Below are 15527 nucleotides of genomic sequence, written 5' to 3' on the forward strand. Positions count from 1 at the left end.
TTAAGCACCTCTTTTTCGTTTGCAAAATTTTGCTGTCGGTAATTCTTTTGTCAGCAGTAAAGCAACTATTGAAGCAATCCATAATCCAACGTTAAAGGTAACAACATTAAATGGAGCCGTTGCTACTGAAGGTGCAGCGATAATTGCGCTTAATGTCAGCAATGGGAACAATAAAATCTGTGCTTTTAGCAGCAGCGGTTGCAATTTCGGTACCAAAAAGATGATCCCAATCACCATCTCCAACATACCTATCCAAACTATGGCTGTTGATGCTTGACCATAAGCTAGCGGGGACAGTTTCATCAGCATATCAATTTCAAGCGGATGCTTCATCAACACTTTCGGAACGAGACCTTGGTAGAGCCATATGAAACTAAACAGGAAGCAGAGTAAATAATAGCTGAAAAATCGCCGGTATTGGGTTGCCGGTTTTTCTCCGAGTTCAATCCATCTTGCCAACACATTAAAGCTTAGCGCAGTTGCCCAGCCGATAACAGGACGGAAAAGTAAATCAAACAATTGTCCGAATCGACCAAATCGGGCATCATAGTCATACTGGGTCAGAAAAGTAACGCGGTCGCCATTCGGTATATATTGCCAGTAGCCGCGTCCTTCTTTAATTGGGGAAATCATTTGCGGTGTTCCGAAATGCAGAGAAGAAGTTTTAACACCACTTGCTTTTTCATGTGTTCCTTTACTTTCACCCCAACCTGCAACTGACAGACCCGGCATTATTTTTGTTGTATATGTAAAAGTTTGAGGTGCGTCCTCATGCTGTTTTTCATTGTAGGTGATGGATGTGAAACGTAAATCCCATTGTTCATGCAGATCAGGCTGCTGTGTATATTGCCATACTTTTTCAATCGAGCTGTCTATTACAGTTTCCACATAAATCGGCTTTTTCTTCAAAATTTCAGCTCCTTTATCAAAATATATTCTACATAATCATCATACCTTAATATTCCTACTTTAAAGTGAATGAATTTGGATAATAAATGTTAATCTCTTACAATTTCAAGTATTATAAGAGTGTATAGTATTTAAGTAACCTATTTTAAGGGAGGAAGCAATGGACTTTATTTTGGATTATAAGTGGTTTTTCCTCATAACGGCAGAAGTTGTCTTTTGGGTATGTGCATTTGCCTTTTTGCTGTTGCGCTACTGGTTTCAGCTGAAAAAGCTGAGTATATTCGTATTTATTATTTTTATTGTGAATGATTTATGGATTGCACTTTTGGCTTATTTTGATTATCAGCGAACAGGTGAATTTTCGAGTTATCAAATTATTATCGTGATTCTTATTGTATATGCGATGACATTCGGGAAGTCAGACTTTAAAAAGCTCGATGCCTTTATTAAAAGGTGGGTGGCTAAAAGACGGGGAGAGCCAATCGATAATTCACTCCAACCTGTTAAACTGTATGGGAAGGCTTATGCGATACAAGAATGGAAGCAATTTGCGTTACATTTCGTCGTTTTTATCATTGTTCACATAGGATTTGTAATTGCAGTCGGTTTTTCAGACAGTTTGCAGCAAATACCACTGAGTGATTTTTTCGGAATGTGGTTTGATGACGAGAGCGGAAATTTCCCATTTAATAATGAAGGAATCAATAAATTCAGTCAGGTATGGCTAATTATTCTTGCCATTGATTTTGTGATAACACTTTCGTACACTTTATTTCCGAAAGAGAAATGATTGAAGTGATAAATTAAAATACGGCAAATTTAAGGTGTTAAATTTAACTAAATGCACTTGAATAAAACGAGACGAACCAAGGAAGGGGACGTAACTTGAAAAAATTAATATCATTCATGTTTATTACAGCCATACTTTTAGCTGCTTGCAACTCCTCGGAATTGAGTATTACCGAAGTGCAAAAGATTCCTCCAAAAGTACAGGAGAGTATTGATTTTATGGATCCCGATGACACATTGCAGCTTGTTAACGATAGCAAAAGCGATGTGAAGTATATTGTTTTTCAATCTGCAGGAACCGTAACAGCTGAACTTGAAGAGAGAGAAAACATATTGGATATAAAATTGGAAACTGAAAATGAAGAAAATAGCGAGTTAAAACAATACGTTTATAAAATTACTCGTGGTGATGCACAATATGATTCAATTAATGTAAAAATAAACGGACAAGATACACCTATAGATAGTTCCACAGGGTTTTAAAAGAAGGTTAGATTAGATGGAGGAAGTTTTGAAGAAATTTTTAGTAGTATTTGTTATTTTAATTTTATTTTTTATTGTAAGAGGATTTAATAGTAATTCGCCTAATCAAATTAAAGCAGATTACTTCGATATCGGTTATGGGCAGAGCATGTTTGAGGGCTATAACAAAGTGGATGAAAAAACGGTTCAGTCGCTTGTGAAGGAGTACAATCAAATTAAAGATATTGAACAGACAAACGAGGAAATTAATTATGATAAGGCGGTAACGATTCATTTTATCTATAATGATCAAATATCAGGTAGTTTAGTGATCGATAATAAAGGGGTTTTTCTACTGGGAAATCGTTCTGGAAATTTTCAAATCGACGAAAACAATGATATGTATGAAAAAGCTTTAAAGATTTATAAAGAAGTGAAAGAACAAAATTAAAATAGAGCTTTATAATTATGAAATTAAAATCCCTTTTGAAGCTAATCAATCAAAAGGGATTTTCTATATAGCGTCGGTATTATCGCTTGAATATTTCAGTCAATGCTCTGCCATCTGTATTTCCAAAGTCCAAATCTAAAATATGTGCAATGGTCGGACCGATGTCAACGACACAAGCTTCGCCAATTGTTGAGCCGGCTTTCACACCGTTGCCTGAAATAATCAGGTTGCTCGTATAATCGGGTTTATTAGGGGAGTAACCATGTGTCGCATACTTTTCGCCAAGTGCATGTAAGTCGACCACAACTTCCTGTAAATGGTCATCTTCAAAAGCAAAGCCTTCTTTCGCTTCAATCATATAATGGAATTTACTGGCCACATGAAGTTCCTGTAATTCCTCCGCACTTAAAATCGCTTCGATGCCGTAAGCCTCATTCCGTGCAGCATCCTGTAAAATTGTAAGCGCTATCTTTTCTGCTTCTACATCACCGGGCTGTACATGTAAATACGCGGCTCCACCAGCACTTTGAACATATGCACGCCAATGCCAGTTTCCATTCTCCTCATAAATCAGGCCTTCCTCGTATAAAATCCGGTTCAAATACACTTTATACTGAACATCGAGCTGACTATGATCTCCGACGATTATAAAAGTCGTTTCTTCATAAATATCCGCATCGATTGTCGCCTGGATGAGGTCTCCAATTCGGCGATCCATCCGTTCAATGACTTCTTCGATATGAGGCCCCTTTGTTCCATGTAAATGCTTCGTATCATCGAGATCAATTAAATGCATTAGAAGTAAATTCGGCTTTTTCTTTTTAATCGTATCTACTGCACATAGTGTTGTGAAATCATCCAAATACGGCTGCTGAATCCCTTGCCGAACTTTTCCGTACTTCAGTTCCATTTGCATCGTAAACAATTTACTGCCGCTTTTCAGTATTTTCAGTGCCTGGTTTTCATTTTTAATCGCTTTTATTTCGGGAATATTAAAGTGAATATCCGCTTTTCCTGATACTGGCCATAAAAGTCCTGCAGTTGTAAGTCCTTGTTTTCGAGCTGCCTCATATACAGTTGGAGCTTGGATATCACTTCGGAACCAGTGCCATTTCTGATCGTTTTCGGGCACGAATGGCTGAAATGGATTGTTATGAAAAACTCCGTGCCGGTCTGGGTAAACACCTGTCACATAGGAGCTGTGTATAACATAGGTGAGGGTAGGGTAGACACTTTTCATTAAATTTGTGGAGGCCCCTCGTTCAATCAGTTTTGCTAAATTCGGTTTCGATGCTGCACTTTCCCAATTATCTTTAGAAAAGGCATCATATGAAACAACGATTACATATTTATGATTTTTATTCATTTGATCACCCTGCTAATTTAGTTTGTTCATGCGCATCTTTTGGCAGCATTAAAAAGACAATGAGCCCGATTATGAATAAAGGAATAATAGATAAAATACTGTATCTCGCATCGCCGGTCATCGTTGTTGTCAGTGCCATTAAAAAAGGACCGATAATCGCGGCAAACTTCCCGAAAATATTATAGAAACCGAAAAATTCATTGGAGCGTTCTTTCGGAATAATTTTCCCGTAATAGGAACGGCTGAGTGCCTGAATACCGCCTTGTGCAGATCCTATCATTATTCCTAAAATAAAGATATGCCACAATTCTGAAATGAAAAATGCAGCGATACAGGCAATCATATAAGTCATAATGCCGACAATAATTAATGCCCTTGTCGAATATTTTTTTGCAAGTGAACCGTAAAGCAGAGCAAAAGGAAAGGCTACAATTTGAATAACAAGTAAAATGGCCAAAAGCATAAATGTATTCAGCCCGTCGGAGCCTAAAACACTTGTCGCGTACGGAACAACCATTTTTATAATTGTATCGACACCATCGATATAGCAGAAATAAGCGATTAAAAACATGAATACGATTTTATAGTCTTTAATATTTAAAAAGGTTTGACCTAATCGCTTGAAACTATTGCCGATCGGATTCGGCTCGGGTTCTATATAATGGCGCTGTTTGACGTCTTTAATCATCGGAATCGTCAGTAATCCCCACCATAGCGCGGTAATACAAAAGCCGATCTGATAACCGATCGCCGCACCCATCCCCATCACTAAGATGACGACTAAACTAATCCCAAATGGAATGACACTTGAAATGTAGCCGAAAGCAAAGCCGGATGATGATACTTTATCCATTTTCTCATCTGTTGTTACATCGACCAAGAAAGAATCATAGAAAATATTGGCGCCTGCAAAACCGATACATGAAAGAATGTACATGACGATTAATAGCTGCCATTGCCCACTATCCGGTGAAATAAATGTAAAGGAAAGAGTGGAAATAATTCCGACTAACGCAAAAAATGTGAAGAAACGTTTTTTCTTGTCCTTATAATCAGCAAAGGCTCCTAATATAGGACTAAGAACGGCGACAAGTATACTTGCGAGTGAATTGAAGTAACCTAAATCCATGTTGTTCACACCTTGAAACATCCCGAAAACAATGGGAAAAAGCGCGGTAGTGATTGCAATGGAATAAGCCGAATTCCCGCAGTCGTATAAAATCCAGGACTTTTCTTCTTTTGTCAGCTTCACTTACATAAAACCTCCTAACCTACTATTTTCAGTAATTATACCATTATCTTGAAATTGATAAGCGGAACCATACAGAAATTTCATATTAAAGAAATATTCTTTACGCAAACTCTGTATAATGGAAGTTATCTCTCAAAATTTTCAGGAGGCAGGCTATGGCAAGGATTTTTAATTATTTTCATCCGCTTGTATGGATTATATTAAGTGGCACGATATTTGTACGGACTGCGAGTTTCATGGCAATCCCGTTTTTAGCTTTATATTTACATAATGAACTACAGGCCTCACCTTTATTAATCGGCGTTACAATTGGAATTGCCCCTCTGTTTTCAACATTCGGCGGGTTAATCGGCGGTTATTTAACCGATCGATTCGGACGAAAAGCGGTTATTATAATTACAGTCTTTATATGGAGCCTTACATTCGTTGGGTTTGCGTTAGCTCCTTCAGCTGTTTACTTTGTCGTGTTGAATGCGGTGAACGGGCTATGCCGCTCATTTTTTGAACCGGGTACGCAAGCGCTGATGATTGATTTTACGGAAGATGCCAAAAAAAGAAGGCTATTTTCCGTACGGTATACGGCCATTAATATAGCGGCTGTTATGGGACCGTTGCTCGGTGTCTGGGTCGCAAGTTTATCAAGTCCGGCGACACCGTTTATGATTACCGGCATTATGTATGCGCTGTATGGCATCTTTTTACTTATCGTATTAAACCGTTATGAAATGAAGCAAAAAAGGCTTAAGTCAGATCATCAAATCCGGTCGGTATTACAAGCGGTGTTCCATGATCAGAAGCTGCTGCTGTTTATCGCAGGGGGCATTTTGATCACGGTTGGATATTCCCAGTTCAACTCGACACTCCCACAGTTCATTAATATGAATGTGGAGGATGGGGTGAAGCTATTTTCCTATGTGATTGTCGCAAACTCCATTACAGTACTGGCATTTCAGCTGCCTTTAACCGTATTAAGCGAGAGAATTTCAATATACAGTTCGCTGAAAATCGGTGTCGTCATTTTTGCGGTCGGATTATTTCTGTTTGGTGTTTCCGACAGTTCTTGGATGTTCATTGCGAGTATGATTGTGTTCTCGGTCGGTGAGATTTTCTGTTTTCCGATGATGAATGCAGTTATTGAGGAAATTGCACCTGAGGATCAGAAGGGGACGTATCTTGGTGCGTCACAGTTTAAAAATATAGGAGGTTTTCTCGGACCGATTATCGGTGGATGGCTGTTAACGGTTTATATCGATTATATGTTTGCGACGATTTCATTAATCATGCTTTGCAGTATTTTTATATATAACCGAGCGCAAAGGCTGACGTGAATTGTGAACGATCGGTAAGTAATAAACCGAAAGAGCTGCACATAAAGTGAAGCAGGCTTCATTAATGAAAAAACTTGATTAATAGAACTTCATTAAGTACAATGAACACTTTGAATACATATGAAGTGCGCGGTAATTTCCGCTAAAAGACTTTACAACAAAGAGGTGACATCATGAAAGGTCGAACGCATTTAACAATTGGTTTAGGAATCGGTGCAGTGGCATCTGTCAGCCAGGCACCTGAGATGATTCCGGTTGTTTTAGCTGTATCCGCGGTAGCTTCACTTGCGCCGGATTTGGATGGGAACAATCTGTTGAATAAACATGTAACAAAAACCGCGAAACAAATAAAAAAGGGCGGACAAATGGTCGGCGGAATTATAATGATTCTATCGTTGGCAGCCTACTTAAATCTTTTGCCTTTTCTGGATGGTGAATGGTTTACGCAGCAAAATAAGCTGCTGTTTTTAGCGTTGGGTGCTATTATTATCGCAATGTCCATGAGAAGTCAGGAAACGCTGAAAAATATTTTAATGACGGTTTTAAGTTTATTTCTTCTGTACTATGCAGTTACCGATGAACTATGGTGGCTCGTACTGTTTGCTGTATACATAGGGGCAGCTGGCTGGTTCCCGCACCGAGGTTTTACTCACACAATATGGGCTGTGGTGTTTTGGGCATATATGTCTCATCTGCTGGAAGTAAGTACAGGTGCGGAAAATTTAGCAATCATCTCCACTATGGCCTATTTATCTCATATATTAGGTGATATGATGACGAAAAAAGGGGTTAAATTTCTCGCACCGATTACGAATAAAGTATTTAAAATACGAATATAGATTTTAAGGGAAGGTCTTTCATCAGTTTCAATGAACTGTCGAAAGATCTTTTTTTAGTTGATTATTATTCACTGCATAGAATTCTGCCATAAGCTATAATAAAGTAAATGATTACAAGTTAAATAAACAATAATGCCCAATACAGATGTAGAGGAGGGTGAAGTATGATTGAAATGCATCGAAGAAATTCATTATTACTTCTATTAATAAGTGTATTTTATTTTACACAAATAATAATTAATATATCGATTGAAGGTATAGCGAGTATTTTTCCTCCAGCATTCTTCTTTGGAATCTTTGGGCTCATCATGATTTTGCTAATTCAAAAGAAAGTAAACGCCAAATTCACAATGTATGTCATGATCATCAGTATGTACTTATATTTTTATTATCTGCTTAATGATTCGCCGTATTTAGTAAATTATTTCTTCATGTGGCTCGCCCTTCCGCTAAGTGCCATATATCAGCAGATCAAAGCTGTTTTGCTGGCAGGGGCCGCTTCGATCATTCTTACATTCTATTCGTTTTTCTATCTTCACGATGAAATTTTTCCGAATGTCGTCAAGGAAGACTTTATTTATTTAATACTGTTTGGAATATTTATCACTATTTTTCTTATTGTTTTCATCCTTAAAGTGAGGGAAGCTAATGACAAGTTACAGGACTTGGCTTATCACGATCCTTTAACTGGTGCAGCAAACCGTTCATTGCTTAGGGAAAAGTTTGATTTAATGAAGCATGAAAATGTCGACTCAATAGCCTTATTGTTCCTTGATATGAACGGCTTTAAAAAGATTAATGATACATACGGCCATGAAATTGGGGATCAATTATTACAGATTATTGTTCTAAGGATCGATGGCGTATTAAGGGAAACCGATTTACTGTGCCGGTTAGGGGGAGATGAATTCGTCGTTCTAACGGCTAATGTGAATAATTCGATATTGAAAAAGATAATGAATCGAATCCAATCTGCTCTAGAGAAGCCAATGATTCTAGATCAGCATATTATCAATGTTTCGGCAAGCATTGGATGGCACTATACAACGGATGTTGCATATGCAGATCTGGACGATATGATTAAAGCATCGGACCGAGCAATGTACATAGAGAAAGAATTGAAAAAACGGCAGGAAGATGCGATTAAATAATGAGGGGGGACATAACTCAAAAACGCTATTTTTCTTTGGAAAAATAGCGTTTTTTTGCTGAGCGTTAAAATTGATTTCCATTCCGGGACGCTTTCCGCGGGCGTGGCCTGAGCCTGTAGTCTCAGGCGTCACGCTATTCCCGCAGGAGTCGCCCTCCATTCCAATCAATTTTGCAATATATCCATTTCTTAATAAAGGCTTTCCTTTTATTTTGCAATAATTCTAATTATGTCCCGGCCTCTTATTTTTATTGTCTTCATCGACGGCTGCTTTTAGTAGATAAACGGCAATAACACTAGCCATCTTCAATACACCAAGAATCTCGTATTGCACATCTATTTTTTTATATTAATTGGAGCATTTATCGATTTCTGTTTCTAATATGGAAAGCAATTCGATTTCGTCTAAAACTTCCAACATATTCATCCCTTTAGTTTGCCAATATAATCCGCAATGACCCAAATTATTTAAACAAATCCCTTTACGTATATAACATATAGACAGATTTATAAAAAGTTTCTCTATTTTACATAGTTCAATAGAGTTTTCTAATTGTTTTAAAGCCATATGATAATCGTGATTTTTTAAATATAACAAAGAGAGATTAATTAAAAAATTTATTTTAATCCGGTTTATATTCTGGAAGTTTTTGTATTTTTCAATATGTCGAAAAGCGAATTTTTTCATTTCGACAGCGGTTTCAATCGGAAAAATATAAAGTATGGAATTTAGTAAAAAGATATCGGACAAGTACAAGTCGTCTCTACGCGATAGTTCTGTCCAAATGGGCTCGGCAAGTAATTTCGCACTATGAAAATCGTTCGTATTAGCCAATATTGTTAAACTTTTTATAATGATAAATATTTTATTAATTAAATTATCATCAGGAAATTCCTTTAAAAATGAAATACAACTTCTCTGTAATTGCAATAAATTTTCCGAATTATTATATGTTTGATTATAGAAATTCGTAATAATTTCATCCCTTAACGGCATGATATACCCATTATCAATATATCTAAATTCTTCATAGGATGTTTCAATTCGTACTAAAAATTCACTTAAAGTTGAATGCTTAATATCTTTATTTTCACCTAGTTCAAATTTGGAGAAATTCCCTTGAGTACAAATATTGTTGGATACATATTTCTGTGAAAATCCTTTGCCGACTCTAATTTTTTTTAATGTTTTTCCGTAATTATTCATAATACCCTCCAAATATTCATTTACTAATATTATAAGTTTGTGAAGTGTAATTTATGTAAAATTAGTAAAAAAAGGGGGGGTGAGAAAGTGGTTGAGTTTATTATTATCGCGCTGGAATTATGGATTGTAGGAATTGGCGGGGGATAAAAAGACATTTTCAGTAAAATGATGGCACCAGTCGTAATAGATTCCCAACTCGTACGCCTGGTGCATCTTCTTCTGAAATATTTCAATAAAACGTAATGTTTTGGTTGTATTATTCTTAGGGAAATCCCCTTTATATAATAAGGGATAAGCATTCTATTCAGTCTTTTTAATTAAAAACGAACAGAAGTTCAGGTTTTAAGACTAAAAAGATAAGGGGAATGACGAATGAAGATATTGAATCCTGATGTCGTGAATAGTAATGTGTTTAAAAGTTTTTTAGAGATTGAAGACTACAACAAACTGTATAATGCATACTTGCAGGATCCGACAAGTTCGAATGCGGATGCTTTAAATGAACAATTTAAATACTTTGAAAAACTGATTATACGTATCGCCTATATAAAAAAAGCAATTATATATGAATCAAAAAAATTTGATTCAAAGCTAAGAGAGTACAATAAAAAATACGAATTAAATTTGGTTGCACCTATAAATGAAAGCCTGACAATGGTAGACACCGTTCAAGATGAAAATTCTTCTGTACAATTCGAAAGCATTTTTGAGAATGACTTAGAGAGCTTGTTGAGTGATGAAATGTTAATAACTTTGTTAAAACGTTTAAATACAAAGCAAAAGCAAGTATTGTATTACCGGTATGTAAACGAGTTAACTGAGAAGGAAATTGCGAAGATTTACAATGTTTCACAACAAGCCATTTCTAAGATGATTCATAAAGCAATTAGAATTTTGAGAGAAGGGAGGGAGGAAAATGATTGAGGGGCAGCTGTTTCAAATATTAGGGAATTTCGGATTTCCCATTACGATAGCAATTTATTTATTAATGCGATTTGAAGGCAAAATCGATTCTTTACGAAATTCAATTGACGTATTATCGAATGACCTCACAAAGACAAATCATGAAAGGAGTAAAAAATAGAGGGGAGGTTAACTATGGTCGAGCAATTTGATCAAATTGAAATTGTTCAAGTATTAAAAAGATTGGAACCGATCATCTCATATTCTTCGCTGCAAACGAGAATGGAAAATCGGGATGACCTTAAGCAACATCTTTATGAAGTTACCATTAAAACTTTAAAAAATACGGTTTTCGTACAACCAAAAGGATTGTTTAAATGAATAGAATAGTTGGCGAGGCATTTTGATATCTAAGGAGCTACTTACATCTTTGGATTATTAAAATGCCTTTTTAATTTATAGTAATTTATAAATTCCTGTTATTACAAGGATGCTGAAATGCATGATACATAATAAATAAGGTGTTTTTACGGAAATTCTTACCTAGTTGAGCCTATTATGATTTTAATTGGTAATAATGTGCTGAGAAATGTCTTATTAGTTTAGATAATTATTACTGTCCCGTGATATATGTAAAATGTTTTCACCAAATTATTAAGTAAGGGAAATTTTTAAGATTACTAACAGAACAAATGTGGAAGCGTATTCATTATATAAAAACGGATTGATTTTATCAGTATATTTTATTTCGTATATTGCAAAATTCGAAAGATTCGTAATGGGGAAATCAACTCTTTTAATATGAGTAAAACAATATCGTAATATAATTTTGCTATATTTTATGCAGGCAGTAGATGGTGCTGCCAAATAAATTGAGGAATCATTTTACTCGGTTCAATCAGAGGTGAAACGATTAATGCCGAGGTTAATGAAAAATCCATCCTATCAGTACAAAATACGAATTAGGAGAGATCAAGTAATGAACAAAAAACAAATGGACTCTAAAACAGCAAATAAGAATTTTTCTAAGAAAGTAGCGCCACTAGTGATGTCAACATCATTTATCGCTGCATCATTTTTAGCGGCAGGTGCACCTATCTCAGCAGCGGAATTGGATGCAAAAGATGTTAATCAGGAAGTTATTGAACACGCAAAAAATCACGGGCAGAAAGTGTCTGAATTTGCAAAGAGCCTGCCAGGTTCTCCTGAAAAAGGGAAGCTTGTCAGCCAAGTTGCCCAGCAAAAAAACGAAACGACAGATGAATTAGAAGATAATGATAATTTGGATAATACAACGGATGATGGTCTTGCAGATGAACTAGAGACACCGGTAAATGAAGATGAAGTAGCAATTGATGCTCCAGCAGAAGATCAAGCGGAAGAAGAGTTAAGTGATGAGACAGAAACTCCGGTAGCCGAAGAGGAACCAGTAGAAGATATTACTGAAGAACCAGTAGCACCAGTTTCTGAAGAGGATCAATCAGAAGAAGAGGTAACTGATGAAACAGAAACACCGGTAGCAGAAGAAAAACCACAAGAAGATGTAACGGAAGAACCGACAGTACCGGTTTCTGAAGAGGACCAACCAGAAGAAGACGGAACGGATGAAACAGAAACACCGGTAGCAGAAGAAGAACCAGTAGAAGAAGATGTAACGGAAGAACCGACAGCTCCAGTGTCAGAAGATGACGAAGCGGGAGAAGAGGGAACGGATGAAACAGAAACACCGGTAGCGGAAGAGGAACCAGTAGAAGAAGATGTAACGGAAGAACCAGCAGCACCAGTTTCTGAAGAACAACCAGTAGTAGAAGAGGGAACTGATGAAACAGAAACACCGGTAGCAGAAGAAGAGCCGGTGGAAGAAGATGTAACGGAAGAACCCGCAGTACCGGTGACTGAAGATGATCTAACAGAAGTAATTACACCAGAAGATGACTTTACTACATGGGTAGAAGAATCTTATCAATTTATCGATAATAGCTACCAAAGCTTAATTAACTACTACCAAACTCATATTGAACAATATTTAAGTAATTTCGATTCTGACCAATCTACTGAATTAACTGAAACTCCAGTATTTGACGAATCAACGGATATTGTTGAAACAGTACCAACAACTGTAAAGGAAGATTATGTACAAGATATACCGGTTGAAAATACAGCTTTGCCAGCAGAGACTGATGAAAACCTGGAAATTCCAGTAGATGTAGAAACAGAAAATACACTAGTAACTGATGAAGCAACTGATATTATTGAAACAGTATCAACAACTGGAGAGGAAAATTCTTCACAAGATATCCCGATTGAAAATAAAGGGTCTCAGCCAGCTGAAACTGATGAAAACCTGGAAGTACCAGTAGATGCAGCAACTGAAGAGTTATCTTCTACTGTAGAAACACCAGAGCAATTTAGTGAAGAAGTGGAAAACACTGTTTCAGAGCCGGAAGAAGAACCAGTCCAAACAGATACGGAAGAAATTAGTGTAGATCCTGAAGAAGAACAAAATCAAAGTGAAAAAATCGCACTAAAAGATAAAGTCATTGGTTACTACCAAGATCTTGTAGCATCATTCTCTAACTTTTTAAGCTTCCTAAAATAAGAGGGGCAAAGTGAAAAAAATTAAATAGCAATGAATATAAGCTTGGAAAGCCTTAATTAGTAAGGTTTTTCCAAGCTTTTTATTTTGGAATTGTAAATGTAAAACCTAATATGCAATAAATAAATCACGAAATTAGATATATATTTATTGATTTACGATAAATCATATATTAAAATCAAAATTGAAAATAAATAAATGAGGTGCGAATTATGGAAAAAGTAACTACGTTGTTTTTAAAAGTTGCTGTTGTTTTTTTAGGAATTCCTATTTTGGCGTTATGCATCTTTTTAGTACCTGAGTTGGCAAATGTAGCATCAAAAATGCTTCCGGAGTTTGCATTCGTAAAATATTTTGTTTACATCGTTTTCGATGCTTCGGCAATTCCTTATTTCTTTGCTTTGTATCAGGCTTTCCTACTTTTACGCTTTATCGACAATAATAAAGCGTTCTCTGAGCTAGCTGTGAAACCTTTAAAGAAAATAAAATATTGTGCCATCACAATTAGTATTTTGCATCTATTCGTTTTACCGCTGTTTTATGTATTTGCAGAATTGGATGACGCACCGGGTGTTATCTTTGTCGGATTAGTTGTTCCTTTTGCTTCATTGGTAATTGCAGTCTTCGCAGCGGTTCTTCAAAAACTTTTACAGGAAGCAATTCATATTAAATCTGAAAATGATTTAACGGTCTGAGGTGAATAACTATGGCAATTATTATTAATATTGATGTGATGCTGGCAAAAAGGAAAATGAGTGTAACAGAACTTTCGGAAAAGGTTGGAATTACGATGGCTAACCTTTCCATATTGAAAAATGGAAAGGCAAAAGCCATCCGAATAACAACTTTAGAGGCGATTTGTAAGGCGTTGGATTGTCAGCCTGGAGATATTTTAGAATACAAAAGTGATGAGGAAATTTAGGTGGAACATAATTGAGGGAGGGAAAGCAATGGAGAGTAATAATTTGGTTATTGAAAATATTACTAAACCCGATGTACTGGAGAAAATGTATCGAAAAGACCCGAAAGCTTTTACTAAGTCATTTAATCAGGCATGGGAACAAAACTCTGATTCCCCGATTTTGAGTGTTTGGTATGAAAGATTGAATTTCAATGAAATGGATAGTAAAAAAAGGTCTGCGTCATTACAAAGTGGATTTATTTTCATGGGAATATTAGCGATCATGGCAGGGGTATGCACAAGAATTATATTCCATTTTGTCGAGCAGGAATCGATCGCTCCGATTAATCTGGCATTTGGTATTATTCCGTTTATTGCTGCCTACTTCGTTTACAAGCATAAACCTAAAAGAAGTATCATTTATTCGTTAGTGGCAATGTTCTTAGTTTCAGGAATTTATTTGAATATGCTGCCATTGAATTTCAATGACGATAGCATAATTTTAGCATATTTACATTTCCCCATTTTCTTGTGGGTATTATTAGGGCTAGCATATACAGGAAATGATTATTTAAATAGCAGTATAAGATTAGCTTATATCAAATTTAATTTAGAATTTGGCATTCTTTACGCCAGCATGGCAGTTAGCGGGATGTTTCTCGCATTATTAACGTTGCAGTTATTCAGCTTTATTGGCTTAGATATTGAGAACTTCTATTTTAGTAATATCGTTTTATTTGGGGCAGCGGCACTTGCTGTTGTAGGTGTTCACCTCGTTTCTATGAATTTAAAGTTGGCCAAAAATATAACTCCATTTATCGCAAAAATATTTAGCCCGTTAGTATTTATTACTTTAATTGTATACCTTGTAACAGTCCTATCGGTCGGTAAAAACCCGTTTTTGGACCGTGATTTCCTGATCGCTTTCAACGGAATACTACTTGGCGTACTGGCTGTTACAATCTTCTCTATTACCGAGAAGGATTCGGACGATAAAAAGACCATCTTCGACTATGTCAATTTCGCTTTAATCGTTGTTGCGCTTATTATTGACAGTGTCGCATTATCAGCCATCATGTTCAGAGTGACTTCTTACGGTATTACACCAAATCGGCTTGCTGTTTTAGGGGTGAATATACTAATCTTTGCAAACCTACTTTGGATAATGATTTCCTATTTACATTATCTTCAAAATAAATCCGGACCTGAAGCGATTCAAGATGCCATTACGAAGTATTTGCCGGTATACGGATTGTGGGCAGCTTTCGTTATATTTACTTTTCCGATTATTTTTTAGATAAAAGAGATAGAGGATATCACATTAAAGCAGATGACGAAGTGAGTTCGTACATCTGCTTTCAAAATATAGCATCA

Annotated in this window: 17 protein-coding genes; 13 read left to right on the top strand and 4 right to left on the bottom strand. The window is 36.2% G+C overall.

Annotated elements, in window-relative coordinates; translation table 11 throughout:
• A complete protein-coding gene (locus tag MKY27_RS06975) occupies positions 1–909 on the bottom strand; it encodes a DoxX-like family protein (RefSeq protein ID WP_339198921.1) in 909 nt (302 codons plus the stop codon).
• Positions 910–1069: 160 nt separating this feature from the next.
• On the opposite strand from MKY27_RS06975, the gene MKY27_RS06980 reads away from it, so the two are divergent.
• The 3 genes from MKY27_RS06980 (at position 1070) to MKY27_RS06990 (ending at position 2611) form a co-directional block, all read left to right on the top strand.
• Positions 1070–1699: a hypothetical protein gene (locus MKY27_RS06980; protein ID WP_339198923.1), complete on the top strand. Its 630-nt coding sequence runs from the start codon at positions 1070–1072 to the stop codon at positions 1697–1699.
• A gap of 95 nt (positions 1700–1794) precedes the next feature.
• Positions 1795–2181: a peptidylprolyl isomerase gene (locus MKY27_RS06985; protein WP_339198926.1), complete on the top strand. Its 387-nt coding sequence runs from the start codon at positions 1795–1797 to the stop codon at positions 2179–2181.
• Between the two features lie 16 nt (positions 2182–2197).
• A complete protein-coding gene (locus MKY27_RS06990; protein WP_339198928.1) occupies positions 2198–2611 on the top strand; it encodes a hypothetical protein in 414 nt (137 codons plus the stop codon).
• A gap of 79 nt (positions 2612–2690) precedes the next feature.
• Here MKY27_RS06990 and MKY27_RS06995 read toward each other — a convergent pair whose 3' ends face one another.
• Complete coding sequence (locus MKY27_RS06995) at positions 2691–3977, bottom strand: alkaline phosphatase family protein (RefSeq protein WP_339198930.1); 1287 nt, start codon at positions 3975–3977, stop codon at positions 2691–2693.
• A gap of 4 nt (positions 3978–3981) precedes the next feature.
• Positions 3982–5229 (bottom strand): MFS transporter, encoded by a 1248-nt coding sequence (locus MKY27_RS07000; protein ID WP_339198933.1) that lies wholly within the window; start codon positions 5227–5229, stop codon positions 3982–3984.
• Between the two features lie 155 nt (positions 5230–5384).
• Here MKY27_RS07000 and MKY27_RS07005 point away from each other — a divergent pair, with 155 nt between their 5' ends.
• The 3 genes from MKY27_RS07005 (at position 5385) to MKY27_RS07015 (ending at position 8547) form a co-directional block, all read left to right on the top strand.
• Positions 5385–6557: an MFS transporter gene (locus MKY27_RS07005; RefSeq protein WP_339198935.1), complete on the top strand. Its 1173-nt coding sequence runs from the start codon at positions 5385–5387 to the stop codon at positions 6555–6557.
• 173 nt (positions 6558–6730) lie between these two features.
• Positions 6731–7396 (top strand): metal-dependent hydrolase, encoded by a 666-nt coding sequence (locus MKY27_RS07010; RefSeq protein WP_339198937.1) that lies wholly within the window; start codon positions 6731–6733, stop codon positions 7394–7396.
• Positions 7397–7560: 164 nt separating this feature from the next.
• Positions 7561–8547, top strand: a complete 987-nt coding sequence (locus MKY27_RS07015; protein ID WP_339198939.1) for a GGDEF domain-containing protein — start codon at positions 7561–7563, stop codon at positions 8545–8547.
• Between the two features lie 348 nt (positions 8548–8895).
• On the opposite strand, the gene MKY27_RS07020 is transcribed toward MKY27_RS07015, so the two are convergent.
• Positions 8896–9753, bottom strand: coding sequence for an XRE family transcriptional regulator (locus tag MKY27_RS07020; RefSeq protein ID WP_339198941.1), 858 nt, complete (start codon positions 9751–9753; stop codon positions 8896–8898).
• A 372-nt stretch (positions 9754–10125) separates the two neighbouring features.
• Between MKY27_RS07020 and MKY27_RS07025 the strand changes: the two genes are divergently transcribed.
• The 7 genes from MKY27_RS07025 to MKY27_RS07055 all read left to right on the top strand — a co-directional run bounded on the left by MKY27_RS07025 (position 10126) and on the right by MKY27_RS07055 (position 15450).
• A complete protein-coding gene (locus MKY27_RS07025) occupies positions 10126–10677 on the top strand; it encodes a sigma factor-like helix-turn-helix DNA-binding protein (RefSeq protein WP_339198944.1) in 552 nt (183 codons plus the stop codon).
• Entirely contained in the window at positions 10670–10837 is a 168-nt protein-coding gene (locus MKY27_RS07030; protein ID WP_339176110.1) for a YvrJ family protein, read from the top strand. Before MKY27_RS07025 ends, MKY27_RS07030 begins: the two co-directional genes overlap by 8 nt.
• A 14-nt stretch (positions 10838–10851) precedes the next feature.
• Positions 10852–11037, top strand: coding sequence for a hypothetical protein (locus tag MKY27_RS07035; protein WP_339176111.1), 186 nt, complete (start codon positions 10852–10854; stop codon positions 11035–11037).
• 598 nt (positions 11038–11635) lie between these two features.
• Positions 11636–13255 carry a hypothetical protein gene (locus MKY27_RS07040; protein ID WP_339198946.1) on the top strand — a complete coding sequence of 540 codons (1620 nt, stop codon included), beginning with the start codon at positions 11636–11638 and terminating at the stop codon, positions 13253–13255.
• Between the two features lie 209 nt (positions 13256–13464).
• A complete protein-coding gene (locus MKY27_RS07045; RefSeq protein WP_339198949.1) occupies positions 13465–13947 on the top strand; it encodes a DUF2975 domain-containing protein in 483 nt (160 codons plus the stop codon).
• An 11-nt stretch (positions 13948–13958) separates the two neighbouring features.
• A complete protein-coding gene (locus tag MKY27_RS07050; RefSeq protein WP_339176114.1) occupies positions 13959–14174 on the top strand; it encodes a helix-turn-helix transcriptional regulator in 216 nt (71 codons plus the stop codon).
• Between the two features lie 28 nt (positions 14175–14202).
• On the top strand, positions 14203–15450 hold the full coding sequence (locus MKY27_RS07055) for a DUF4153 domain-containing protein (RefSeq protein WP_339198951.1): 1248 nt from the start codon (positions 14203–14205) through the stop codon (positions 15448–15450).
• The last annotated feature ends 77 nt before the right edge of the window (positions 15451–15527 follow it).

This window comes from Solibacillus sp. FSL R5-0449 (genome assembly GCF_037975215.1).
Taxonomy (GTDB): Bacteria; Bacillota; Bacilli; order Bacillales_A; family Planococcaceae; genus Solibacillus.

Coding starts and splice junctions, on each gene's coding strand:
- MKY27_RS06990 (WP_339198928.1), top strand. CDS start 2,198: ATGGAGGAAGTTTTGAAGAAATTTTTAGTAGTATTTGTTATTTTAATT.
- MKY27_RS07015 (WP_339198939.1), top strand. CDS start 7,561: ATGATTGAAATGCATCGAAGAAATTCATTATTACTTCTATTAATAAGT.
- MKY27_RS07030 (WP_339176110.1), top strand. CDS start 10,670: ATGATTGAGGGGCAGCTGTTTCAAATATTAGGGAATTTCGGATTTCCC.
- MKY27_RS06995 (WP_339198930.1), bottom strand. CDS start 3,977: ATGAATAAAAATCATAAATATGTAATCGTTGTTTCATATGATGCCTTT.
- MKY27_RS07020 (WP_339198941.1), bottom strand. CDS start 9,753: ATGAATAATTACGGAAAAACATTAAAAAAAATTAGAGTCGGCAAAGGA.
- MKY27_RS07035 (WP_339176111.1), top strand. CDS start 10,852: ATGGTCGAGCAATTTGATCAAATTGAAATTGTTCAAGTATTAAAAAGA.
- MKY27_RS07050 (WP_339176114.1), top strand. CDS start 13,959: ATGGCAATTATTATTAATATTGATGTGATGCTGGCAAAAAGGAAAATG.
- MKY27_RS07010 (WP_339198937.1), top strand. CDS start 6,731: ATGAAAGGTCGAACGCATTTAACAATTGGTTTAGGAATCGGTGCAGTG.
- MKY27_RS07025 (WP_339198944.1), top strand. CDS start 10,126: ATGAAGATATTGAATCCTGATGTCGTGAATAGTAATGTGTTTAAAAGT.
- MKY27_RS07055 (WP_339198951.1), top strand. CDS start 14,203: ATGGAGAGTAATAATTTGGTTATTGAAAATATTACTAAACCCGATGTA.
- MKY27_RS06980 (WP_339198923.1), top strand. CDS start 1,070: ATGGACTTTATTTTGGATTATAAGTGGTTTTTCCTCATAACGGCAGAA.
- MKY27_RS07040 (WP_339198946.1), top strand. CDS start 11,636: ATGAACAAAAAACAAATGGACTCTAAAACAGCAAATAAGAATTTTTCT.
- MKY27_RS07005 (WP_339198935.1), top strand. CDS start 5,385: ATGGCAAGGATTTTTAATTATTTTCATCCGCTTGTATGGATTATATTA.
- MKY27_RS07045 (WP_339198949.1), top strand. CDS start 13,465: ATGGAAAAAGTAACTACGTTGTTTTTAAAAGTTGCTGTTGTTTTTTTA.